This window comes from Enterococcus sp. C46, from assembly GCF_040887565.1.
Lineage (GTDB): Bacteria > Bacillota > Bacilli > Lactobacillales > Enterococcaceae > Enterococcus_B > Enterococcus_B lactis.
Map to the genome: position 1 here is coordinate 1 of NZ_JBFOGA010000014.1, position 23,552 is coordinate 23,552.

Annotated in this window: 20 protein-coding genes and 2 pseudogenes; 5 read left to right on the forward strand and 17 right to left on the reverse strand. The window is 34.6% G+C overall.

Annotation, left to right across the window (positions count from 1 at the left end):
* The 9 genes and pseudogenes from AB3I27_RS13260 to AB3I27_RS13300 all read right to left on the reverse strand — a co-directional run.
* Positions 1 to 66: pseudogene (locus AB3I27_RS13260) on the reverse strand (IS6 family transposase); the annotation flags it as partial.
* 80 nt (positions 67 to 146) lie between these two features.
* Positions 147 to 1,595: a HEPN domain-containing protein gene (locus AB3I27_RS13265; RefSeq protein WP_096541199.1), complete on the reverse strand. Its 1,449-nt coding sequence runs from the start codon at positions 1,593 to 1,595 to the stop codon at positions 147 to 149.
* Positions 1,596 to 1,901: 306 nt separating this feature from the next.
* Positions 1,902 to 2,891, reverse strand: a complete 990-nt coding sequence (locus AB3I27_RS13270) for a toll/interleukin-1 receptor domain-containing protein (protein WP_368023019.1) — start codon at positions 2,889 to 2,891, stop codon at positions 1,902 to 1,904.
* A 27-nt stretch (positions 2,892 to 2,918) separates the two neighbouring features.
* Positions 2,919 to 4,199 carry a restriction endonuclease subunit S gene (locus tag AB3I27_RS13275; RefSeq protein WP_257007581.1) on the reverse strand — a complete coding sequence of 427 codons (1,281 nt, stop codon included), beginning with the start codon at positions 4,197 to 4,199 and terminating at the stop codon, positions 2,919 to 2,921.
* A complete protein-coding gene (locus tag AB3I27_RS13280) occupies positions 4,192 to 5,787 on the reverse strand; it encodes a type I restriction-modification system subunit M (RefSeq protein ID WP_096541208.1) in 1,596 nt (531 codons plus the stop codon). Before AB3I27_RS13280 ends, AB3I27_RS13275 begins: the two co-directional genes overlap by 8 nt.
* Complete coding sequence (locus AB3I27_RS13285; RefSeq protein WP_096541211.1) at positions 5,787 to 8,864, reverse strand: type I restriction endonuclease subunit R; 3,078 nt, start codon at positions 8,862 to 8,864, stop codon at positions 5,787 to 5,789. The genes AB3I27_RS13280 and AB3I27_RS13285 overlap by 1 nt, the downstream gene beginning before the upstream one ends.
* Before the next feature lie 119 nt (positions 8,865 to 8,983).
* Entirely contained in the window at positions 8,984 to 9,664 is a 681-nt protein-coding gene (locus AB3I27_RS13290; protein WP_368023017.1) for an IS6 family transposase, read from the reverse strand.
* Between the two features lie 277 nt (positions 9,665 to 9,941).
* On the reverse strand, positions 9,942 to 10,865 hold the full coding sequence (locus AB3I27_RS13295; protein ID WP_002316684.1) for a cation diffusion facilitator family transporter: 924 nt from the start codon (positions 10,863 to 10,865) through the stop codon (positions 9,942 to 9,944).
* Between the two features lie 23 nt (positions 10,866 to 10,888).
* Positions 10,889 to 11,203, reverse strand: a complete 315-nt coding sequence (locus tag AB3I27_RS13300; protein WP_002316685.1) for a helix-turn-helix transcriptional regulator — start codon at positions 11,201 to 11,203, stop codon at positions 10,889 to 10,891.
* Between the two features lie 358 nt (positions 11,204 to 11,561).
* On the opposite strand from AB3I27_RS13300, the gene AB3I27_RS13305 reads away from it, so the two are divergent.
* The 4 genes from AB3I27_RS13305 (at position 11,562) to AB3I27_RS13320 (ending at position 16,598) form a co-directional block, all read left to right on the forward strand.
* The gene (locus AB3I27_RS13305) at positions 11,562 to 13,499 is read left to right on the forward strand and encodes a heavy metal translocating P-type ATPase (RefSeq protein WP_002316687.1); all 1,938 of its coding nucleotides are present in this window, start codon (positions 11,562 to 11,564) and stop codon (positions 13,497 to 13,499) included.
* A gap of 245 nt (positions 13,500 to 13,744) precedes the next feature.
* On the forward strand, positions 13,745 to 14,299 hold the full coding sequence (locus AB3I27_RS13310; RefSeq protein ID WP_002316688.1) for a recombinase family protein: 555 nt from the start codon (positions 13,745 to 13,747) through the stop codon (positions 14,297 to 14,299).
* A gap of 45 nt (positions 14,300 to 14,344) precedes the next feature.
* The gene (locus AB3I27_RS13315; protein WP_002316689.1) at positions 14,345 to 15,793 is read left to right on the forward strand and encodes a Mu transposase C-terminal domain-containing protein; all 1,449 of its coding nucleotides are present in this window, start codon (positions 14,345 to 14,347) and stop codon (positions 15,791 to 15,793) included.
* The gene (locus AB3I27_RS13320; RefSeq protein WP_002316690.1) at positions 15,786 to 16,598 is read left to right on the forward strand and encodes an AAA family ATPase; all 813 of its coding nucleotides are present in this window, start codon (positions 15,786 to 15,788) and stop codon (positions 16,596 to 16,598) included. Before AB3I27_RS13315 ends, AB3I27_RS13320 begins: the two co-directional genes overlap by 8 nt.
* A 135-nt stretch (positions 16,599 to 16,733) precedes the next feature.
* Here the strand turns inward: AB3I27_RS13320 and AB3I27_RS13325 are convergent, their stop codons facing one another.
* From AB3I27_RS13325 to AB3I27_RS13345, 5 genes are read right to left on the reverse strand one after another with little or no spacing between them, the layout of a single operon-like run.
* Positions 16,734 to 17,330, reverse strand: coding sequence for a YdhK family protein (locus AB3I27_RS13325; RefSeq protein WP_002316691.1), 597 nt, complete (start codon positions 17,328 to 17,330; stop codon positions 16,734 to 16,736).
* A 20-nt stretch (positions 17,331 to 17,350) separates the two neighbouring features.
* Positions 17,351 to 17,557 carry a hypothetical protein gene (locus AB3I27_RS13330; RefSeq protein ID WP_002307659.1) on the reverse strand — a complete coding sequence of 69 codons (207 nt, stop codon included), beginning with the start codon at positions 17,555 to 17,557 and terminating at the stop codon, positions 17,351 to 17,353.
* Positions 17,558 to 17,571: 14 nt separating this feature from the next.
* Positions 17,572 to 18,966, reverse strand: a complete 1,395-nt coding sequence (locus AB3I27_RS13335; RefSeq protein ID WP_002294791.1) for a cell wall metabolism sensor histidine kinase WalK — start codon at positions 18,964 to 18,966, stop codon at positions 17,572 to 17,574.
* Complete coding sequence (locus tag AB3I27_RS13340; protein WP_002294790.1) at positions 18,966 to 19,646, reverse strand: response regulator transcription factor; 681 nt, start codon at positions 19,644 to 19,646, stop codon at positions 18,966 to 18,968. Before AB3I27_RS13340 ends, AB3I27_RS13335 begins: the two co-directional genes overlap by 1 nt.
* Before the next feature lie 27 nt (positions 19,647 to 19,673).
* A complete protein-coding gene (locus AB3I27_RS13345) occupies positions 19,674 to 21,260 on the reverse strand; it encodes a multicopper oxidase family protein (protein ID WP_002316692.1) in 1,587 nt (528 codons plus the stop codon).
* Positions 21,261 to 21,386: 126 nt separating this feature from the next.
* On the opposite strand from AB3I27_RS13345, the gene AB3I27_RS13350 reads away from it, so the two are divergent.
* Positions 21,387 to 22,513, forward strand: a protein-coding gene (locus AB3I27_RS13350) for an IS3 family transposase (protein WP_368023018.1) whose coding sequence is annotated in 2 segments (ribosomal slippage) — positions 21,387 to 21,615 and positions 21,615 to 22,513 — 1,128 coding nt in all. Because the reading frame shifts where the segments join, the coding sequence is not laid out codon by codon here.
* A 43-nt stretch (positions 22,514 to 22,556) separates the two neighbouring features.
* On the opposite strand, the pseudogene AB3I27_RS13355 reads toward AB3I27_RS13350, so the two are convergent.
* The 3 genes and pseudogenes from AB3I27_RS13355 to AB3I27_RS13365 form a co-directional block, all read right to left on the reverse strand.
* Positions 22,557 to 22,739, reverse strand: a pseudogene (locus AB3I27_RS13355) (heavy-metal-associated domain-containing protein); the annotation flags it as partial.
* A gap of 181 nt (positions 22,740 to 22,920) precedes the next feature.
* Positions 22,921 to 23,130 carry a heavy metal-associated domain-containing protein gene (locus AB3I27_RS13360; protein ID WP_002316695.1) on the reverse strand — a complete coding sequence of 70 codons (210 nt, stop codon included), beginning with the start codon at positions 23,128 to 23,130 and terminating at the stop codon, positions 22,921 to 22,923.
* 16 nt (positions 23,131 to 23,146) lie between these two features.
* Positions 23,147 to 23,552: HAD-IC family P-type ATPase (locus AB3I27_RS13365; RefSeq protein WP_154018181.1), on the reverse strand; the 406-nt coding region annotated here is incomplete at its 5' end.

Here is a 23,552-nt window from a genome sequence, read left to right on the forward strand (position 1 = left end):
TAGGTAGTAACCAACAGCGACAATAATGACGTCTTTTTTGAATTGTTTGCCTTTAAAATGATTCATTACTCTGTCCTCTCTGTCTTTTTTCTCAATTTTAAACTAAAATAGATTTTTTGGAAAACTTTGCAACAGAACCAACATATTTATGAATTTTCATAGACATATTTCATATCTAACTCTTTGTAAATATAAAATCTTAATATTTCTTGCAACAGTAATTTTGTTTCATACATTTCATTAAAATCACTAATCATTAATGGATATTTATGTTTGGAATCTCCGTGAGTATGATAATTACGTGTTTCAACTAATTTTTTTATTAATAATTCTCTATCAGAGTATTTCGAAAATAGTTTAACTTTATTTGATTCATCTATTGAGTCAAATAGTTTTTTCAAACGCTCGGCAAGAACAGGTCTTTTTGCTTTAAATTTTAATTTATTTTCGAATTTTTTCCTAAATTCTTGTAGAATTGATGTTTTTATAAAATCAAGCAAAGCTTCTCTAGCCTTTTGCTCACCATCTGATAAATTTTCAAATTTCTTAAAATTCATAAAGTTTCTAGAATATACTTCTAAATTTCGTATTGCGTCAACAAGTTGATCTTCTAAGTATAAATCACCATGAAGATTTTTTGAAAATTCCCTAACTATAAATTCAAGTTCCTCTGATTTATCAAACCAATGATTTAGTATATTGTCAAAGTTTGACTCAATTTTCCTTAATGAAATCTCTTGATGGGTAAACTTATTCCAAGCTTTATATTTTCTGGCATGCTGAACAAAATACTTACCTCTAATAAGAGATAAGCGTTTTTCCTCTATTATTTTATAATCTACTAAAAACTCAATATCAGTAAATGACAATGGAATATTTGATAAAATCTCAATAAACTCTTTAAACTTTACCGAGGTTTTATAAAATTCGTCAAAATTTCTTGCTTCTAATTTTTCTGATTTAAGTTTAATAAAATAATCACTTTTAAAAGATGGAGTTGTGTATGAAGTATTTAATATTGCTGTATCTTCCAAAGTGATTCCCAAAGCATTAATCAATACTTTCTTCGATTGGTATTTATTTACTGCACTTTCAAAAATAGTTTGATCCGCCGTTCGCTTTATATCCACTAATGATTTATCTACCCATTCTTCAATGTGTTCAAAACTAAACTTATATTCTACAGATTTTTCACTCTCTAACTTATCAAACAGATTCTTAAAAGATTCAGAACTATAATTGAAATTTTCAATTGCACTGTAATATACATTATAAATTTTGAAATTTTTTACATGATATTTAGTTATTGGAAATCCAGGGGAGGAGGATGTTCCAGTAGGTTCTCCATAGGTATTTAATATTATAATTTTTCCATCGCTTGAATATCCGTAAATTTTCTCCAAATACTTTCCAAATCCAAAAGATATTCCAGACTCTACTTCGAACGCACCGAATAATTCAAGTACAATTTCACTAGGAGAATAATGTAAAATACCACTTAAGGAATCATGCTCATTAACAATATCTTCGGGTATTTCTGAAAAATACCCTTTTATTTCAAACTCTTTATCCCAAGTATAATCTTTAAATTTCATATTATTCTTTATTCTTTCTATTTTATTTTTCTTTTAAAAAAATCACTTATTATCATTTTCAACAAACTTTGCAACAGAACCCTTTCTGAAATTAAATAAATAATTAATTAAATTGTTTATTTATTTATGACCAGGACCGTATTTCTAAACTTCTTTTATGGTTTATTATATCACTTAACAAAAAAACAGCCCCCATTATCTAATCAATAGATAATTAGGGTTATTTTAATAGTCTTTTCGAGGGGTTATTATCTAATTATAGACCCTTAATAAACTTAGTAGCATAACGATAATAAATCCATTATCTTAATTTATAATCGCTAATTGCTCGATGAAATCATCGGTCAGATCAATTGGATTTAGAATTTTATAAGAAAGTGTTACCATACTTTTATAAATATCTTCTGAATCCAAGTCAATTTGAATTATTTTACCTATCGCTAAATAGTTTTTATCATTTATCCAGACAATACCATCCCCTACTTTCAATGATACACTCCAATTAATAGCAATTAATTTATCTAAGTTAATATCTGCTGGCTTAGTTATTTTTTCAAAATTTTCAAAGTTATGAATTCTCATCATCCTACTGACTTTGTTATAAGAGTGAATTGTATCAGTCCCTGCAACCGACCAATTAGTTATAAAGTCCATTGGTGCAATTCCTAATTTAAAATCTCCCCCATTAAGTAGGTACTGAAAAGAGATTTGACCTTCTGATTGTGGTTTGAAATTCATTAAATTGGCTGAATCATTCAAAAATTTTATTTTTTCAACACTATTATAATACCTTTCAATTCTGTCTTGAGCATCAGGTTTTGTTTCCACCTTGATATTTAGAAATAGTTCGTCACGTATAGTTGATATTAATTCAAATAGTCCTTTTTTATTCTCCTGCGAAAACGGTGTATCGAATTTTAATTGACTGATATACTTTCCATTAAAAAAATCGGGCAGATCAGTAAATGATTCGATATCAATTATGGGAATTATAAATGGACTTTTAGCTTGTTTTTTTATTAATTCTATTTCGTTATATACGCCGGTTGCTGAATCGCTTGTTTTTTTTAAATAAGTTTGCGTACAAATACAAATAACAAAGTGAGAACTATCAATACCGTTCTTCATGAATTCATCAAGTTTAGTTCCAGGGTGGTTTTCCAAAACATCAAGATGGACTCGAAACCCCCAGGATTGCAAATAAATTGCTAACCATTGTGAAAAATTTTTAACTTTCTTATCTAGTGGCTCATCTTGTTCCCAAGCATATGAAATGAAAATAGACTTATTCAATATTCCTACACTCCCTTCTGTAATTAATAATCACTTTGCAAACATTGTTTGCAGGAATCCTTTTTTCTGCTCTTTCAACAAATCTAACTTACGTTGATGAAGAGCGATAGTCTCGTCTAACTGTTTGAAAAATGAACCAATTTTTTTTTGTTCTTCTTTTATCGGAACTTTAATTTCCCATTTTTTTACATCTGACATAGGAACTAAATTTGTGATTGCCGATCCAGGATTTGCTCCTGTAAATTTTCTTTGCATAAAGTCTGCCCTAATAAATTGCAAAAAATATTCTGAATCAGTAAGTTCTTTATTTATTCTAAACCTAATTAAAGCCTGATTAAAAACCCCTTTTTTAATACCTTTTGGAACTTTTGATATTCTTCCTATCGTACCCGCACCACTCATAATAAAATCATCAGCTATTAACTCAAATTTGTGTAATTCTTCGAATTTTTCTTTAGATATATTGTATCTAGTTTCATAATGGTCATAGATAGCATTTTGTTGTTCATACACCACATATGGACTTTCTTTTACAAATAAATCTTTTTTTAATGCACTTCCAAATGGTCCTCTTCTTACGCCTTCATTTTTATCTAACAGGCTTTCAAACTTACGCTCTTCCCAATCGTCAGCAAACCCCGCAAATCGCAATTCAGGAACTTTGGCACCATTTTTAGGGAACATTTTTTGCAAGTAGCCTTTTTTCTGTTCCTTGAGTAAATCCAACTTACGTTGATGAAGAGCGATAGTACCGTCTAACTCTTTAAAGAAGTTTCCAATTTTTTGTTGTTCTAATAAAGTCGGGACTGGAACTGGAATATCTTTTAATTGCTTAATAGGTAACTGTTTTAAAGCAGTCCCTGTATTTCTAGAAAAAATTTCTTTTTGACCTTTACTACCTAATAAATATTGTATTAAAAACATTCCTGAAATCTCTGATTTATTTGTTCTTAAAATAGCTAGTTGAGAGTTTATATTCCATCCCTCATTTTCTTTAGTTGCATAACCTAATGTACCTAAAGAACCACGTACAGCTAGAACGATATCATCTTGTTTAATATGACCAGAAGTCAATTCAGCATGCTTTTCTGGTTTTATATAATTTGCATTAGAAGAATCCAAATATCCATTTGAAAAATCACTACCTCTTAAAAATGGGATTCCATTTGCTTTATCAGACATATCTTTTGCAGATGGATATGACTCTCCATAATTCCCATCTGTAAAATGAGTTTCTGTATCTCCTAACTTACGCTCTTCCCAATTATCCGTAAAACCTTCAAACCTTAATTGTGGACTCTTTTTACTCATCATGTCCACCTCTCAAAAGAAGACGCATCGATTCAATCAAGGCTTGATTCTCTTCACTTTCTGAAAAATCGTTAATCAAAGATAAGAGCGTTTGATCTTGTTGAACTAATTCTTCATTGATCTTAAGGAGATTGGTATTCACTGCAACCAAATCAACCGGTTCTTCTTCCTCAAAGGTATCGACATAACGAGGGATATTTAAGTTAAAGTCATTTTCTTGGATCTCATCAAAACTTGCAACATGAGCGTATCTTTCAATATCTTCTCGCTTTTTGTACGTAGAAACAATTTTATCAATATGTTCATCCAACAGGACATTTTGATTTTTTTGTTTTTCAAAATCTTGAGAAGCATCGATAAACAAGACATCACGCCGAGAACGGTTTTTTTTCAAAATAATAATCGTTGTCGGAATACTCGTTCCAAAAAAGATATTGGCCGGCAAGCCAATAACCGCATCAATGGCTCCCATTTCTAAAAGGGCCTGACGAATGGTTCCTTCTGCGGCTCCTCTAAAGAGCACGCCATGAGGCAGGACAATCCCCATTGTTCCCGATTCTTTCAAATGGTAAAAACCGTGAAGGAGAAAGGCAAAGTCCGCTTTAGATTTAGGCGCTAATTTTCCAAAACGCTCAAAACGAGGATCAGAGAGAAACTTATCTGCCGCTGACCATTTCGCAGAGTAAGGAGGGTTCATGACCACAGAATCAAACTGATAAGGCTCTTCTGAGGGCCAATCGGCGTCTAAAGTGTCCCCGTTATTCAGGTTCATGCGTTCTTTATCCACCCCATGAAGAATTAAGTTCATACGTGCCAAGTTAAAGGTCGTCGTATTTAGCTCTTGGCCATGATAATGGACTTGATTTGGATTGATGAGATAGCGACGGATATTAAGCATCAAAGAACCTGATCCCATCGCAGGATCGTAAATATGAAAAGGCGCTCGAGATTCTTGTCCGATCGACGTAATTTCTGACATGATGCGTGAAACAGCTTGAGGAGTATAAAACTCTCCTGCTTTTTTACCTGCACCTGCCGCAAACATCCCGATTAAATACTCATAAGCGTCCCCAATCACATCGCCATTGTGTTCAAATAAGTCAATCTCATCTAAGGCACGCAAGACCTCAGTAATCGTCACGTTACGTTGTTGTGCATTTGAGCCTAATTTTGTGGAGTTTAAATCAATATCCGCAAACAATCCACTAAATTCTTCTCCTTGACGTTCCAACTCATTAAAACCTGCTTGTAAGTCGGTCAAGTTAAATTCATAGTTATCAGCTTTGATGCGGTAGTGATAAAACAATTGATCGGGTTGGATAAAGTAGCCTTGCTTGGGTTGGATATTTTCGATTAAATCGTCTTTGTCTTCTTCGTACCATTCCATGAAGCCTGCATACTGAGTGGAACGTTCTGGGAAAGTATCTGTTTTTCCATTTTCTTGTTCATAAACTTCTCTAAGCTGCGCATCAGACAAGTACTTATAGAAAATTAATCCCAGTAAGTAGTTTTTGTACTCACTTGCATCCATCTTCCCACGTAAGATATCCGCAGAAGCCCATAGTTGTTGATTTAAACCTGTCGCCATTATAATTCTTCCTTCCATTTTTGAAGATGTTCAAAATTTTGTTGTAGTCGTTCTTCTAAAACCTTTGTTCTTCTTCTGTATTTCTCACCCGTTTTGGCTTCGAACTCTTCTTTACTAAGAGTCATCGAATCCAGTAAATGGGTTAAATAAGGGATTGTTTTCTTATCGCCTTGATATTCATTCATTGCAGACTGTAAAAAGTCGAAGGATAATCCAAATTCTTCAGCTTCTTTTTGAAGTTGTCTTTGAATTTCATTTTGAATCGATGTCTCTTTTAATTGAGCTACATCAATCTCTTCAGCAGTATTGACGAGTTGATCTTTCAAGGTGTGATACATCTTTTGGATTTGAGGATCCTTTTGTTGGATTTCTTTTTCAAATTTTTCAACGGCCCCTGCTTCGTTTAATTGGATCGCTTTCAAAAGTTGATTAATATAAAAACTATCCACGACATCTTTATGTGTCGCATTGAGCTGCGAAGAAAAAGCAATCTCTTGTAAAAGCTTCTCGAAGTCTTCCTCAGGATGTCCCTCATCCTCGATCATTTCTTTAATCTTTGTTTTAATATTTTCCGTTTTTCCTTGATATTGTGGCAACTGCTCCACTACTTCTGAAAATGCTTCAAAGTCCTCTTCGTATTGATCATAGCTTCGGAGCGCTTTATAACTCTTTTCTAGCTTTTGATAAGCACTTACTTGCGCAATCATCGTTTTAAGATCATTGGGATTATCCGATAGGTCAGCTTCGCTTTGTTTATAAAGTGTTGAACATTCGATAAATTCTTTTTTGACTTCTTCATATTCTTTTGGAATCAGTTGATCAAAGTTTTGCTTTTCATTTGAGAATAGACGAAACGTGTTTTGCACATTTTCTTTCATGGTGAAGGGCTTTCTAAAAGAGACAATCAACCCAGAATCTTTTCCTGTATAAATACGGTTGGTTCTTGAGAACGCTTGAAGGAGCTTTTGATAGTTCATTTCTCGATCAATATATAAGGTTTGAATCGTTGGAGAATCAAAGCCTGTCAATAAACGATCGACAACAATAACAAAATCTAGCCACTGACCATCCGATTGATACTGCTTTTCCTTACGGGCCAACCGTTTATTAATATTTTGATTGTAGAGTTTCTCATCTCGATAAGGAGAAGCATCAAACTGTTCCGCATACTCTTTCATGATCTCTACTAATTCATCGTCTTGTTCATTTTTTTCTAATTGATCCGGATTAGTTGAGAAGGTAATAGCTACTCTTGGGAAATCTTTATCAACCAGTTGATGACGTTCATCAAATTGTCGCCCATTCAAGAGTGTCCCATTATCTTTCATTTCCTTTAAAATCCGGTAAATATGTTTGGCTTGGGCAATCGAGTGAGTGGTAAGAATGGCTGACATCGTAGGAAAACCATTCTTTACCTTGAACTTTTTGACCACGCTTCTCCGATTAAAGATTTTTTGTAACATGGTACGAATATGTTCATCTGTTTCATAAAGTTCCGTAGGCAATAATTTTTCTTGTTGGAGGGCATCGTCTGGCAACTTTCCTTTATTGAGTTGGGTGACAATCACCTCTTGATCCTCTTCTGAAATCAGTGAATGATACTCGACTTGAAAGCCTAACACAGCCCCATCATCCATGGCATTTTTGGTTGTATAGGAGTGAAGGAGTGGCCCGTATTGCTGGCTCGTCGTTCTGGCAAAGGTTCCATTTTCTTGCTTTTTATTTTCTTCAAAAATAGGCGTCCCCGTTAATCCAAACCAGGTTGAATTGGGTAATATTTTCTTAATTCGCTTCATTTCCTCATCACTAACCGCACGATGAGCCTCATCAACAATAAAAACAATATGTTCTTGCCGTAGCTTCTCAAATTGATTCGAGCCTTTTTCTTCACTCTCTTGTTGGGCGCTTCGCATAGCCGCAGAGAGTTTTTGAATCGTGGTCACTAAAATTGTATTATTATTTTTTGATGATAGGAGGTTTCGAGCCAACTGTTTTTGATTTTTGATCCCAACAATCAAAGTATTGGCTACCGAATTTCCGGTCGTTTGTCCGGTATGGTATTCCGAGGCAAACTTCGTAAACTCATCCTGCGTTTGAGCATCTAAGTCTGTTCTATCAACAACCATGACCGTACGATCGACACCAATCGCATTTTGTGCTAATAATTTCGTTGCGACAAAACTGGTAATGGTCTTTCCTGAACCTGTCGCATGCCAAATGAATCCTCCTTCATGCTGTGCCGCTTTTTGACGAATCTTACGAATAGCATGAATTTGGTAAGGTCTTAAAGCCATGAGGAATTTTTGATTTTTTTGATCATCGACGAGAATGGTATATTGGCTAATCAATTCATGGGCATCGGGTATCCGCAAAACTGTACGAGTAAAATCAAACAAATCGGAAACCGTTTGATTGTCTTCAGTCCGCCAATTAAATAAAAACTTCTTCATCCGAGCATAGGCTTCAGCGGTATCTTCACTAGGTCTTGCAAAGTATCGGGTATCGACTTTATTTGAAATCACCATGATTTGAGTAGTTGCGTAAATCCCTTTAAAAAATCCATCTTCTGCATAACGCTGAATTTGATAATAAGCTTGCATGAAACCGTCTTTAGCGGACTCTTTTTTGAGCTCAATATGAATGATTGGGAGCCCATTAATCAGCAAACTCACATCTCCACGATCTACTCTAGAGGAATCTGGGACCACTTGGTGAACCACCTCATAAGAAGAAGTTCCTCCTGAGATATCCTTATTTCTAAAGGCTTCTAAAGTCACTTTTTTCCCATCTTCTCGCTCTAATAAAACTTGAGCCACCCCGTTTTCTCCTCTAAGCCATTGAGAAGCTAAAAAAGGCGTTCCGGTCAAACGTGAAAACTCGACTTTGACTTGCTTAAATTCTTTGTCCGTTAATAGTTGCTCTTCCAATACTGCTAAATTTATTCGGTTCAAATGACCTCTAAAGTTTTGCCAAAGTGCTTCTTCCGACTTCAAGTCCGGACGATAAGTCCACTGATTTTCTTTCTCACTTAAGATCTGTATGAACTGGTTTTCAATCATTTGTTCCGAATGACTCATTTGATCCCCCTCATTTCCATAGTTGCCACCATTTTTTAGATTCTGTTTTTACCGGCTCTTTTTCTGGTTCTGTTGCGAAGTTTGAAAATCAAACGCGCCCTCTCTGAACTCCAAATATCTTAGGCTGTTATTTCCATTAATACCTTGATTTCAGTAGACACCGAAAAGCCGAAGAGCGTTCTATTTCTTCGGTTCTTTTTATATATTCCTCGAATGGTCTCCATGCCCTTAATCGTGGAAGAGGCTGTACGGAGACTTTGATAAAATTTATTTCGTCGTTTAATAGGTCGATGGTCTTGTTCTATTAAATTGTTAAGATACTTCACAGTTCGGTGCTCTGTCTTAGTATATAAACCCACACTCTGTAACTTTCTAAAGGCGGAGCCAAGAGAAGGTGCTTTATCGGTCACAATTGCTTTCGGCTCACCAAACTGTTTATGGAGTCGTTTTAAGAAAGCATAGGCTGCTTGCGTATCCCGTTTCTTTCGTAACCAGATATCTAAGGTTAAGCCGTCCGCATCAATTGCACGATAAAGATAATGCCAACGTCCCCTAATTTTGATATAGGTTTCGTCCATTTTCCATGAATAGAAGGATTGTCTATTTTTCTTCTTCCAAAGATAATAGAGGACTTTGCTGTACTCTTGTACCCAACGATAAATCGTAGTATGACAAACATTTATTCCACGATCATATAACAATTCCTGAACTTCACGATAGCTTAGATTGTAACGCAGGTAGTAACCAACAGCGACAATAATGACGTCTTTTTTGAATTGTTTGCCTTTAAAATGATTCATTACTCTGTCCTCTCTGTCTTTTTTCTCAATTTTACACTAAAATAGATTTTTTGGAAAACTTTGCAACAGAACCATTTTGCACAACTCATCAGTCCTTATTAACAAAGAGCTCATATTCCTCATGTTGAGAATACGAAGGCCATGTTGTAAATTGTAATTTTATTTTGCATTAAATTTAAGGGGTGCTTTGCACTAATAAATCGAGTAGGAGACTAGCCATTAATTGACTAGTCTCCTACTCGATTTAAAATAGTCCTTTTTTCAATATATAAATACTTTAACTGCCATAAGCATACCCTTTTTCCAGTTCGTCTTTACTTGTAGTTATTTCTATTGTGATATGATTCTTTACACCCGATGTATGGGCAAGCTCTGCAATTTCTTCTTTGATTTCCCTAGCCTTGTTTATATCGGAAGAATCTATAAGAACCGTAACGATAAGGGCATTTTCTTCTCCGTCCAGTGACCAAATGTGAAAATGAGAGAGGGCCTTTACAGCAGGAATATTGTTAATGGAGCTCGCCAGGTTCTCTACGTTTACATTTTCCGGCGAACCGTTCAATAAAATTTTCATTGTGCTTAAAAATTCAGGTACAGTTTTATAGAGGATATAGAGTGCTATCAAAATCGATAAGATTGGATCCAATCGATAAGCCTCGGTAAAGTTCATTACGATACTCACAACCAAGACCCCAATCCACCCTAATACATCTTCTAGCATATGCAGGTTCAACATGCCTTCGTTTTTAGATGACCCTTTGCTTAGAATCCAAGCCGCATATCCATTCAATCCAATAGCCACGAGTGAAAGCCAAAACATGCCACTGTAATTAACCGGTTGCGGATCAATCAAACGTGGGATACTTCGGTAAATCATAAAAAATGAGCCGCCGATCAGTACTACTCCAGTTATCAACGCCCCTAATAATGAAAAGCGGTTATAACCAAAAGTGAACTGTTCATCTTGCTGCTTTTCTGAGTACCCCTGGAAAAACCAAGCGAATCCAATAGAAATGGAATCTCCTAAATCATGAACGGCGTCGGACATAATTGACACACTATTGAAAAGAGACCCAAAGAAAAATTCAATCATGGAAAAAATAAAGTTGGTGAAAAAAGCAATTTTAATATTCTTATTCGGTTGATTTTGGTGCGAGTGATTTTCTTGTTTCTCTGACTTTGAAATTTTAAAAACCTCCATTTAGTTTTATACCTTATTAGCTTTTATTGTTCTTGTTCTTTGATATGAGTTAAGACTTGTTCGAGAATACTGAAAACATGAAGATCATCAAGACTGTAAACCATGCTTTTCCCTTCTCTTCTTGCCTTCACTAAACGTGAATCATTCAATATTTTTAGTTGGTGTGAAATCGCGGACTGTTCCATATCCAATGCAAGCACAATGTTTCCAACACTGAGCTCTTCTTTCTGTAAAAGAAAGAGAATTGACAAGCGTGTAGGGTCACTAATCACTTTGAATTCTTTGCTTATTGATTGGATCTTCTCTTTATTGATTGGCGAAGTTGTTGATGTATCCATATGCTCTTATTCCTCTCACATGATTTTCCATTCATATATATAATATCACATGAGTAAAACGATGCTAGTTTTTTGTTTATAGACAAAATTAAGACTTTTGTATCAGCAATAGTAGTCCATTTGAATAAGAAGCATCTTGTCTTGACAAAACTCATACAGTGAGTTAATATGATTTTGTAAACATATGATTTGTTATTCATATTTAAAACGTAAAGATTCCGATTTACATATGGGACAACTGAAAGGAGTCAGAGACAATGGAAATTACATGAATACTTCTCTTCTTTTAGTGGGAATTTGTGTGATTTAATAAGTAAATGAATGGAAATCAAAGGAATTATATAGGAAGGTGATAAAAATGGAAACTATCGAAGAACAACAATCTCAAGAAAAACATAATCACAACCACGACCGTGAACACGGAAAAATGCCAATCGTTTTATACTTTATTGGTTTAGCCTTAGCGGTGATCGCTTTATTTTTGAATGAAGATTATCAGTTAATGCGAAATATTTTATTCTCAATCGCTACAATCAGTGCAGGATATCATGTCATTATTCTTGAAGGCCTTGGAGAAACAATCGAGAACTCCAAAGTTCAAAAAAAGTTCATGCCCAACTCTCACATTTTGATGGGATTAGCGGCCATTGGCGCTTCTTTAATGGGGAATTTTTGGGAAGGTACATTATTGATTCTTATTTTTTCTGGTGCACATTTTTTGGAAGATTATGCAGAAGGAAGAAGTAAACGAGAAATCACGAAATTACTCGAAATGAATCCAACGACTGCCCGGTTAATCCAGCCTGATGGCAGTACAAAAAATGTTGACGTCAGTGAATTAAAAGTGGGAGATCAACTTCAAGTATTGAATGGCGATCAAGTCCCCATTGATGGCGTCATTTTGTCAGGCTCTACGTCCATTGATGAGTCATCTATTAATGGAGAAAGTATCCCAAAAGAGAAGTCCAAAGGAGACGACGTTTTCGGAAGTACAATCAATGGAACAGGTACTTTCACAATGGAAGTCACTAAAGAAAATAAAGATACAGTATTTTCAAAAATTTTACAGTTAGTAAACCAGAACCAAGACAACCAAACAAAAGCTACGAGTATAATCCAAAAATTTGAACCGAAATACGTTACAGTTGTTTTAATTGCCATTCCGTTATTCATGTTATTGGCTCCTTTTCTCCTAGACTGGACATGGTCACAAAGTATCTATAGAGGATTGGTCCTTTTAGTGGCAGCTTCACCCTGTGCTTTAGCAGCGGCTACTGTATCGGTAACTTTATCGACGACTTCTAACTTGGCCAAAAAAGGCGTCCTTTCAAAAGGTAGTTCTTACCTGTCTCAATTAGCCGATACTCAAGCCATTGCATTTGACAAGACAGGAACCTTGACTAAAGGAAAACCTGAAGTAACCAATTACTATTTTGCTGATTCCGTGAACGAAGAAAACATGATTGATATCGTAGTAGCTCTTGAAAAAGAATCCAATCACCCTTTAGCAGATGCTATTCTAAGAAAGTTTGAGCAAAAAAATAAACTAACTATCGAAGTAGAAAACCAGATCGGCAAAGGATTGACAGGAGATTACAAAGGGAGAAATTATCGTATAGGAAAACCGACTTCGTTTGACGATGTTTCAGATGAATATAGTCGTTTAAATAATGAATGGTCGTCAGAAGGTAAGACGGTCGTATACGTAGCAGTAGATGAGGCTGTTATAGGTCTTATTGCCCTCATGGATGTTCCGAGTGAGCATGCAAAAGAAACCATTGATTATTTCAGAGAACAAGGCATACACACCACATTAATTACTGGTGACTCAGAAATGACGGGTAAAGCAGTCGCTAAACAATTAGGAATAGATGAAGTGATTGCGAATGTCATGCCGGAAGACAAATCCAGAATTATAGACGAACAAAAAGAAAAATACGGTGTAGTTACCATGGTTGGAGACGGAGTGAATGATGCCCCCGCTCTCGTAAACGCAGATGTGGGAATCGCTATGGGAGATGGGACCGATGTGGCAGTAGAGGTATCGGATTTAGTTTTAATGCAAAACGATTTATCCAAATTGGTACAATCTCATAATATATCTACGAAAATGAATCGTGTCATTTGGCAGAATGTTATTTTTTCAATGGCCGTTGTTGCCTTTTTAGTTGTCGTTAGTTTCTTAGGCTTAACGGATATTGCAATCAGTGTCATTATTCATGAAGGAAGTACATTGGTTGTTATTCTGAATGGGCTTCGATTGTTAAGGTCTAATTCTAAGCCTATCAAAAATTAATAACCTGTTTCAAATATTAACTAATTCTCGTTTTCATATGCCTCTGAAGTTTTGGAAACTTTAGAGGCATATTTTTATAAATCAGTTAGTATCAAAAACAATCGATTATGGGACGATTTTAAATAACAACTTTTATAGACTAGAAGAAGGGTTTTTTAGTGCCAAAACTTTGCTCTTTATCTACGTATCTTTACCCACCCTTTATGATACAATTGAGAAAATCAAAATAGAGAAGGAAGAGGATTATGAGTGGGTATATATATGGGTATGCAAGGGTAAGTACACGATCACAAGAATTGTCTCGTCAGTTGGATTTGCTCAATGAACATAACTGCAACGAAATACTGACCGAAAAAATGACGGGAACCAAAGCTAACCGTCCGCAATTAAATCGGCTGAAAGATAAATTGCGTCCAGATGATACAGTTATCGTGGAAAGCTTCTCTCGTTTGGGGCGCAGCACAAAAGATTTAATTGATCTTGTAAATTACTTTGAAGAACATAATGTAAAGTTGATCAGCTTAAAAGAGAATTTTGATACGGTCACTCCCCAAGGGCGACTTATGATGACTGTGTTTCAAGCATTTAGTCAATTTGAACGAGATTTGATTGTTGAACGCACAAAAGAAGGTTTAAAAAGTGCTCGAGCTAGAGGGCGAAAAGGCGGGCGTCCTCCTGTGAACCAACGAGATATTGAACGAGCAATAAAATTGTACAAAAGTGAGGAATATAGTGTGAAAGAAATTGTTGAGATGACAGGAATCAGCAAGTCAACGCTTTATCGTTACTTGGATAAATAAAAATTGACGATTAATTTTATTTAATCGTGGGAAAGAGGTGTTCTCATGAACCAAGAACTTCCTCCATTAACTTCATATTCAGAAGAACTACGACAAAATGCGATGGATAAATATCAAGTGATTGCCCCTTATCTTAAGCATGAAGAAAGTTTGAGTAATATTGCTGAAGAATCAGGGGTTCCAAAAAGAACTTTATACCATTGGGTAAATCAATATCAACAATCAGGGTTGAAAGGATTGATCCGAAGAAAGCGCTCGGATTCAGGAAGCTTTAAAGTAGAAGAAAATGTACAAGAAGAAATTAAAAAGCTTATATTTGAAAACAAAAAAAACACCTTAACTTCTATTCATCGGAAAGTCTGTAAAATTTGTAAAAAGAAAAATTGGGCCCCGCCTAGTTACAATCAAGTATATGCGATTGCTAAAAATCTGTCGCCACAATTAAAGGAACTTGCTCATAAAGGAAAAAAAGAATATCAAAATAATTATGATTTGGTTTATCGTCGTGAGTCTTATTATCCCAATGAAATATGGCAGGCTGACCACACTCCCTTGGATATCCTTGTTTTAAACGAAAAAGGAAAGCCTGAGAGGCCATGGTTAACAATTATTTTAGATGATTATAGCCGAGCAGTTGCAGGGTATTTCCTTAGTTTTCAAGCTCCTTCTGCTATTCAAACTTCTTTAGTTTTACACCAAGCAATATGGAAAAAAAGCAACTCTGATTGGCAAATATGTGGTATACCTGAAACTTTCTATACCGATCACGGAAGTGATTTCACTTCAAATCATTTGGAGCAAGTCGCAATTGATTTAAAAATCAATCTTATTTTTTCTACGGTAGGTATGCCAAGAGGACGGGGGAAAATAGAACGTTTCTTTTTAACAATTAATCAATTATTTTTGCAAGATTTACCAGGTTACATTGGGAATCAAAATACTTTAAATCTTCTTACGATAAAAGAGCTTGATGAGAAATTAGCGCATTTTATTATATATGACTATCACCATAGAGTGCATGGCACTACAAAACAGGAACCTATAAAGATGTGGAATAATTCAGGATTTCTTCCTCATCAACCAGATAGTCTAGAAAGTTTAGATTTATTGTTATTAAATGTTGGAAAGCCAAGAAAAGTTCATTCTGATGGAATTCACTTCCAAGGTTTAAGATATATTGACACCAATTTAGCAGCTTATGTAGGTGAAACTGTTATCATTCGATATGATCCAAGAGATATTGCTGAGATTCGTGTATTTTACAAAGACCAATATTTATGTACGGCAATTTCTCCTGAAATTTCTGATTACGAAGTCGATTTAAAAGAGATTGTTGCGGCACGTAATAAAGCACGGAAAAACCTTGAAAATCAGCTCCATTCTGGAAATAATATTGCGGAAGAACTTATTTCATCTAAGCAGAAAGAGTTAGATAATCCTGTAAACAAAAAAGATTCTAAGAAGTCAAAAATTAAGAGGTATTACAATGAATAAAACACCCTATTTTATTGAAACAAAAGAATATAAACGCTTTGTAGAATTTTGTCAGGCATGTATCAAATACAAATATATCGGAATTTGTTATGGATTACCCGGAGTTGGGAAAACTTTATCCGCTAAGCAATATTCAAATTGGAATTGGGTCGAAAAACAAATTGATTACAAAAAATCGGAAGAAATCGGAATGAATGCAGATGAAAAAATCCTTGAAGCGAAAACAATATTTTACACCGCTCCAGCCATACGGGCGACTAAAATGACGAATGAAATCGATATGATCGGTGGTAAAATGGGTATGGTTAAAAGTATGTATAGAGTTCTTCAGTTAGGAGCAGAAGAAAAATACTCAACGAATGTGTATGAAGAAATTGATCTCATTATTATTGATGAAATAGATCGATTAAAAGTACAGCATTTAGAACAATTAAGAGATATTTATGACCAAAAAGATGTGGCTATGATCTTTATTGGAATGCCGGGTATAGAAAAGCGATTGGCTCGTTATCCTCAACTCTACTCGAGAATAGGTTTTGCCCATGAATTTGACAGATTGAGTAAAGACGAGATCCACCATATTCTGGAATACAAATGGGAAGAGTTAGGATTATCTGTCCAACTGGAAGATTTTGCTAATTATGAAGCTGTCACTAGTATTATTAAAATTACCAGTGGAAACTTTCGACTTATCCAAAGACTTTTCACCCAAATCGAAAGAATATTAGAAATCAATAACCTTGAAACTATCACGACAGAAGTAGTGGAAGCTGCACGAGATAGTTTAGTCATTGGAGTAAAATAAGTAATAAAAAGGACTATTTCATTTAGCGAAATAGTCTTTTTTTGTTCTATTAGTGCAACATAGCGCTTGAAGTTAGTGCGAAATAAAACCAAAATTTACAGGCCATGTACCAGCTTATTGGTTTAGTATATAAAATTACTCATTATTTTCGTCATATTCCATCTCATCTTCAGTTACCCACATATGATTCTTAACTTCTTCTTGACCATCGGTTGGAGTGTAATTAACAACGTAAACAGTTCCTGTAATAGATTTATCTACTTTTGCTTCAGCTCCCATCATCCCATCCATGTGATCGGCATTCAAGATAACAGTATCGCCCTCATTTGCTACAGTCTCAGTATCTTTTAACTCTTCTTGTACTACCCATCGATGATTGTTAACCATTGGTCCCCCAGTTTTTGGCTCATAGCTTACTTCATACATTGTAGTATCAAAGGCCCCTACAACTTGAGCATTTGCACCTTTCATCCCTTCCATATGATCGCCTAGCAGTATAACATTACTTCCCACCGGGAATTTAGGGTTCGCAGCATCTTTCATTGAAGAAGGAACCATACCTTCGTGATTCATTCCCTCCATACTATTCATTTCACTAGACGCTGTAGAAGTCGATTCCTCGTTTGTGCTTTTAGAATTATTCGATTCACTTTGATTGCTACACGCTCCTAAAAATACAATAATTCCAAGACTTGCAAATACTAATTTTGTCATCTTTTTCACTGTCTTCATCCTCCTTTAATTAATCACATTTAGGTCATCTCATAAATTTGTAATCCAAAAACTTCTTTTTTAATTGTAGCTATTGATAAGTCCTTCTTAGAAAAGATTACTACAGAATTTGATAAGATATCTAAATGAACTTTTTCGACACTATCTATCGAAATCAGTTGAAAAAATATTTTTTTTGCCCAACATTCACATACTAGTTTAGCAATTTTTATCTGTTTTTGAAACAAATAACTCTCCTCCTTTATTGAAATGGTAACTTTATAACAAATTTAGTTCCTAGACCTAATTTACTTTTTACAGTTATACTACCTTTATGCGCTTCAATAACGCTCTTTACAATAGCTAATCCGATACCTTGCCCCCCTAAAGCTCTACTTCTGGAGGGGTCAGCCATATAAAATCTATCAAAAATATGAAGTTGCTGATCTTTTTCTATACCGATGCCGTTGTCTTCAACAATTAAAAGAACATGGTCTTTATTTTTACTTATAGAAAACTTAATGGTTCCCTCCTTTTGCGTAAATTTAATAGCATTATTCAAAAGATTGATAACAACTTGGTTCATTTTATCTTTATCTGCAGATATATTGATGTTATCCCCTTGGATTTCAACATGAAGGTTTTTTGACTCAATTTTGCTGGCGAAATTTTCAATAACGGATTCAATCAACTTATATATGTTAAACTCAGTTTTATTTAAATGATCATATTTTGCTTCAATTTTGTTGATTACTTCTATATTTCCAATTAAACGAGTTAGACGATCTATTTCATCATAACAAGATTGTAGGCGCTCGGGAGTTATTTTCCAGACTCCGTCAATCATTCCTTCCACATTGCCTTTAAGGGTAGCTAATGGAGTTCTTAATTCATGTGAAATATCAGTAGTTAATCTTTTTCGAAGTCCATGCTGTTTCTCCAACTGATTACTTAAATCATTTAGGGAATCAATCAAGGAATTAATTTCAATAATTGAAGTTTCTTGTGGGATTTTATCAGCATATTCCCCACGGGTTAATTTATGTGTAAAGTCGCTTACATGCTTTAGTGGTAATCCTAATCTAGCAGAGATCCACGAAGCAAGTATAAATGATACAAGAAGAGCTGCAATAGCAACATACATTAAACTTTGTTTCATACTGGAGATAAACAAGGCATCGTGCTCAGTATAAGCAAAAGGTCCGAAATAATAAAACGTTACTTTTCCAAACTCGTTTCCATCATTAATTAACTTCTTTTTCGCTTCTATTGTTTCGTCTAGTTTCACACTTTTTTTCTCAGAAACTTTCAAGGCATTTTTTTTCAGTTTGTCCTGTGCTGACTTCAAATTTTTTCCTTTAAGTTCCCAAACCATGTTGCCTTGTTCGTCTTCTATAGAAAAATAAATATTATTTTCTAATGCTTTCTCAGAAAGTGCTGCAAGTTCCTCGCTGTTCCATGTTTCTCCACTATTTAACCACAATAAATCAATTGTATATACATACTGATTCAACAAATCTTCTTGTCGCTCTTCTACGTATTTACTAAAATGATTGTTCGTCAAACTTAATGCGACTAAACTAATCGATCCTATTATTAATGTTGCGATTGCTAAAAAGGAAAGAACTAATTGAGTTTTTATCGTTCTTTTTCTCATTAGTGGCCACCAAATCTATATCCTGTACCATGGACTGTCAAAATATACATAGGTGATTTAGCATCATTCTCAATTTTATGTCTTAAGTTTTTTATATGAGAATCGATGCTCCTATCTAGTCCATCAAATTCTATTCCCTTAACTTTCTCTATCAAATCACTACGAGAAAAGACTTTATTAGGTGTGGATATTAGGGCGTGTAGAATATCAAATTCAGTTGTTGTGAGGTTTAATTCCACTTGATGTAGATAAACTTGGCGACTTTCAGGATATACTATCAATTCCCCATTACTTGAAGAAAGCTTATTAGGATTTGATAAGGTCTCAGTTCTGCGCAATACAGTTTGTATTCTCGCAACTAATTCTTTGGGACTAAATGGTTTAATCATATAGTCATCGGCACCTAACTTGAGACCAGTAAGAATATCATCCTCATCAGACTTAGCTGTTAACATTATAATTGGTACATTTGATACTTCTCTGATTTTTCTACACACAGTCAATCCATCAGTATCCGGAAGCATTAAATCTAACACAACTAAATCAGGATTATTTTTCTCGAACTTTTCCAATGCCATTGCGCCACTTATTGCTTTATAAACTGAATAATGATTAGCAACTAGATAGGCATCAATAATTTCTAATATTTTTTCTTCATCGTCCACAATAAGAATTTTCATAGACAATCATCCTTCTTAAATTATTTTCTATTTAATTTCCATTTGTCCCATCATTCCATACTCTTCATGTTCTAATATATGACAATGATACATGAAAATACCTTCACGGTCGAATTTCACAAGAAGTTCTACTGTTTCATCCGGATTTACCAGCACAGTATCTTTCCATCCTTGCTCGTTTAGTGCGGGCTGATTTCCATCTCTAGATAAAATTTGAAACTGAACACCATGGATATGGAACGGATGAATCATGCCTCCCATCATACTACTAATATTGTTAACTTCCCAAATCTCTTGAGTACCTAATTTTTTATATAAATCTATTCTTTCCATATCAAATTGCTTATTGTTGATGTTTACCATGTGAGACATTCCTCTTAAATTAATACTTTGTCTTGCTAAATCTTCCAATTTCTTTTCATCTAAAGTACTAATAGTATTTAGACTATCAGAGGGAGTAAACTCTTTGTTTTCTATCGTATTCTCAATTCTCATTGTCAAGGCAACCAAATTATTTGCTAGTAAATGAATCACCTTACCTTTTTTATAATTCTGAGTATCCACTAATATTTCTGCCCTTTCCCCGGGCGCTAAAAGTAGTTTACTAAGTTTAACAGAAGTATTCAGAAAACCACCATCTGTAGCAATTTGGTAGAATGATTCGTCATTATCCAAATTAAAAGTGAAGTTTCTTGCATTGGATCCATTAACAATTCTATACCTCATCCATCGGCTTTTTATCTCAACGTATGGATTGATTGTGCCATTAGCAAGCAACGTCTCCCCTTTTGTTCCATCAGAGTTAAAATCATTTTCATAGTTAATTTGATTAGTAGAACTGAAAGATTTATCTTGCACAATCAAGGGAATGTCGTCGACACCATATTTGGAAGGTAAATCTAATAATTTTGAGTTGCCATCATCAATATACATCAAACCTGCTAAACCCTTATAAACTTGAGATGCTGTTTCTCCTTCCGGATGGGGATGAAACCAGAGTGTAGAAGCTTCTTGATCAACCTCGAATGTTACACTTTTTTTCTGTCCTGCTTCTATAATCTGATGTGGACCTCCATCTGCATCAGAAGCTACTTTCAAACCGTGCCAATGAAAAGATGTGCTAGCATCAAGATTATTGTTTGTATTGATAGTAACTTTTTGACCTTTTTTCAGTCTAATAACTGGTCCTAAAAAATCCCCGTTATAGCCTAATGTTTCAGTTTTTTCTCCATCCATTATTTGAACTTCTCCGTTTTGAGCAACTATATCATATATCACATTTTCTTTGCTTTTTGAAGATGGTTCAAGAACAGGGGGAATCAATAGTTGTCTCTCCGTTTGGTGTACTACCTTCAAATCAGCTTCTTGATTATCCCCCATCATATTGGACATTCTACTTGAGATTTGTCGTTGTTCTTCTTGAAAGACAACTTCAGCATGCTCCTCCTTGTTCTGCTGTTGAATCAATATGAAAATACCGCCTAGGGTCAATATTGATATTGTTGTTGCTGCTAACCAAATATATTTATTATTCTTCAACCCATCATCTCCCATATCTATTATGTATTTACCATAAAAAAAATATGTGGAGATTTCGTGTCGATCCCCCCACATATATTTATATAGATATATCCCTAGTTACAGTATACTTTGTATTTTTTATGGTGTTAGTATCAAATCTTAGACAACTTTTCGTAGAGACAGAAATAAATTAAACTTATCTACGAGAGGATGGATTTTATGACCCGATACGAAGAAAATTTCAAACAGATGATTGTTGAGCTGAATCAAACTGGACGTTCTGTTCGAGGATTGGCGAAAGAATATGGCTTATCTGAAGCAACGATTTACAAATGGAAAAATTTATATTTACCAAATCAGTCCACAGGAATGACCGGAAAAGAAGCGGCTGATTTGAGAAAAGAAAATGCTCGTTTGAAAGAGGAACTTGAAATATTAAAAAAAGCCGCAGCCATATTCTCTCGAAAGACCTAAAGTCACTTGTTCGATTCATTGAAAAATGGTGTAAGGAGTACACTGTTTCTTTGTTGTGTCGGTTATTAGAAATTCCTAGAAGCGTCTACTATTTTTATAAAAATAAATCGTTAACAGCTACAGAAGTCAGAAATAACCAATTGAAAAAGAAGATTTCAACGATCTTTTTTGATCATAAACAGAGATATGGTGCAACAAAAATCCATCAAGTGTTGCTAAAAGAAGGAATTTCAGTATCTCTTAAGCATGTACAAAAACTGATGAAACAATTAAATCTAAGGTCAATTGTGGTTAAGAAATACAGACCTCAACGGCCTGTTCAGCCGGTTGTTTTAAAAGAGAACATCTTAAATCAGGACTTTTCTACTAAAACTATCTGTGAAAAATGGGTAGCTGATATCACCTACATTCCAACTAAGAAAAATGGTTGGTGTTACTTATCTTCGATTATAGATTTACACACGAAAAAGATTATTAGCTATACATTTTCTAAACGAATGACTGTCGATTGTGTGTTACAAACATTCAATCAAGCAAAGCAACGGTACCACATCCCAGAAGGAATGATTCTACACACTGATTTAGGTAGTCAATATACAGCAATCGAAGTGGAAAATTGGCTTGAAAACAATAAAATAAGGCATTCCTATAGTCGCAAAGGAACACCATATGATAATGCAGGAATTGAGTCCTTCCATGCATCATTGAAAAAAGAAGAAGTATACACGACGACTTACTCAGACTTCGAAGAAGCGAATCGATCTTTATTTAGCTACATTGAAGGATTTTATAATCGTAATCGAATCCATAGTTCGATTCATTACTTAACTCCACAGGAGTTTGAAGATTTAGAAACAGAGAAAATGTCTTAGCAGTCTCTACTAAAATATGTCCAAGATATTGACTCAAATCCATTAGTAGTTGATTTAAGAATGTTAATGTTAATTTTGAATCAGCATCTAAAGTAACTGTACCTCTAGCCAAGTCAACTATTTTTACACTGACTGTTGGCTCTGCTTCCAAAGCATTTCTTACTTTTGTTGTACACCCTGAGCAATTCATTCCGTTAATAACCACTATTTGCAAATATTTCATCATAAAATTCCTTCTTTCCTAAAAAAGACGCCTATATTGGATTCAACATATATTTATGCACAAAAAGCAATGCATAAATCTTAAAAGACTGTTTTTTCTCTACATCCCGATTTGAAAAAAGTAGAATATGGAGAAACTTTCTTGCCGTAAGAATTCCCATATTTAATGTGATGATTTACCAAACTTATAAAGCCTTATACTTCGTATTTTCCAACAATTGATTAATAACGCTAATTGATAAATCTGTCTTTGCTGCAATAGTTACCAATCCTTCTTCAAGATTCACTTTCTTAACAGAAATTGAGGGATTCTTTTCTAATGCATACTTAATTTCTCCGGTGCATCCTAAACAAGCCATTCCACTAATAAATAAGGTCTGTAAATATTCAGTCATGAGACAATCACCTTTCCTATTTGACTTTGAATTTTTTTAAGCGAAGTGAATTTAAAAGCACTGATATCGAGCTAAAACTCATAGCAGCTCCTGCAATTATTGGGCTTAATAAAGGCCCACCGAAAATGTTCAAAACACCCATCGCTATTGGAACACTTAACATGTTATAAGCAAATGCCCAGAACAAATTTGACTTTATATTCCAAATTGTTTTTTTGCTTAAGTCAACAGCTAACAGTAGCAATTGCAGATCGTCGTTCATCAATATTATATCCGCAGATTCCATCGCTATATCAGTACCAGAACCCATCACAAAACCTATATCCGCTTGAGCGAGGGCAAGTGCATCGTTTATCCCATTACCTACCATTGCAACCCTATGTTCTTTTGACTGCAACATTTTAACATAATAGGCCTTTTCT

Bases quoted from the DNA above. Each gene is read 5' to 3' on its own strand.
- AB3I27_RS13335 (WP_002294791.1), bottom strand. From the start codon at position 18,966: ATGAGAAAAAGAACGATAAAAACTCAATTAGTTCTTTCCTTTTTAGCA.
- AB3I27_RS13305 (WP_002316687.1), top strand. From the start codon at position 11,562: ATGGAAACTATCGAAGAACAACAATCTCAAGAAAAACATAATCACAAC.
- AB3I27_RS13310 (WP_002316688.1), top strand. From the start codon at position 13,745: ATGAGTGGGTATATATATGGGTATGCAAGGGTAAGTACACGATCACAA.
- AB3I27_RS13300 (WP_002316685.1), bottom strand. From the start codon at position 11,203: ATGGATACATCAACAACTTCGCCAATCAATAAAGAGAAGATCCAATCA.
- AB3I27_RS13295 (WP_002316684.1), bottom strand. From the start codon at position 10,865: ATGGAGGTTTTTAAAATTTCAAAGTCAGAGAAACAAGAAAATCACTCG.
- AB3I27_RS13325 (WP_002316691.1), bottom strand. From the start codon at position 17,330: ATGAAGACAGTGAAAAAGATGACAAAATTAGTATTTGCAAGTCTTGGA.
- AB3I27_RS13265 (WP_096541199.1), bottom strand. From the start codon at position 1,595: ATGAAATTTAAAGATTATACTTGGGATAAAGAGTTTGAAATAAAAGGG.
- AB3I27_RS13320 (WP_002316690.1), top strand. From the start codon at position 15,786: ATGAATAAAACACCCTATTTTATTGAAACAAAAGAATATAAACGCTTT.
- AB3I27_RS13360 (WP_002316695.1), bottom strand. From the start codon at position 23,130: ATGACTGAATATTTACAGACCTTATTTATTAGTGGAATGGCTTGTTTA.
- AB3I27_RS13315 (WP_002316689.1), top strand. From the start codon at position 14,345: ATGAACCAAGAACTTCCTCCATTAACTTCATATTCAGAAGAACTACGA.
- AB3I27_RS13280 (WP_096541208.1), bottom strand. From the start codon at position 5,787: ATGGCGACAGGTTTAAATCAACAACTATGGGCTTCTGCGGATATCTTA.
- AB3I27_RS13340 (WP_002294790.1), bottom strand. From the start codon at position 19,646: ATGAAAATTCTTATTGTGGACGATGAAGAAAAAATATTAGAAATTATT.
- AB3I27_RS13345 (WP_002316692.1), bottom strand. From the start codon at position 21,260: ATGTGGGGGGATCGACACGAAATCTCCACATATTTTTTTTATGGTAAA.
- AB3I27_RS13290 (WP_368023017.1), bottom strand. From the start codon at position 9,664: ATGAATCATTTTAAAGGCAAACAATTCAAAAAAGACGTCATTATTGTC.
- AB3I27_RS13275 (WP_257007581.1), bottom strand. From the start codon at position 4,199: ATGAGTAAAAAGAGTCCACAATTAAGGTTTGAAGGTTTTACGGATAAT.
- AB3I27_RS13285 (WP_096541211.1), bottom strand. From the start codon at position 8,864: ATGAGTCATTCGGAACAAATGATTGAAAACCAGTTCATACAGATCTTA.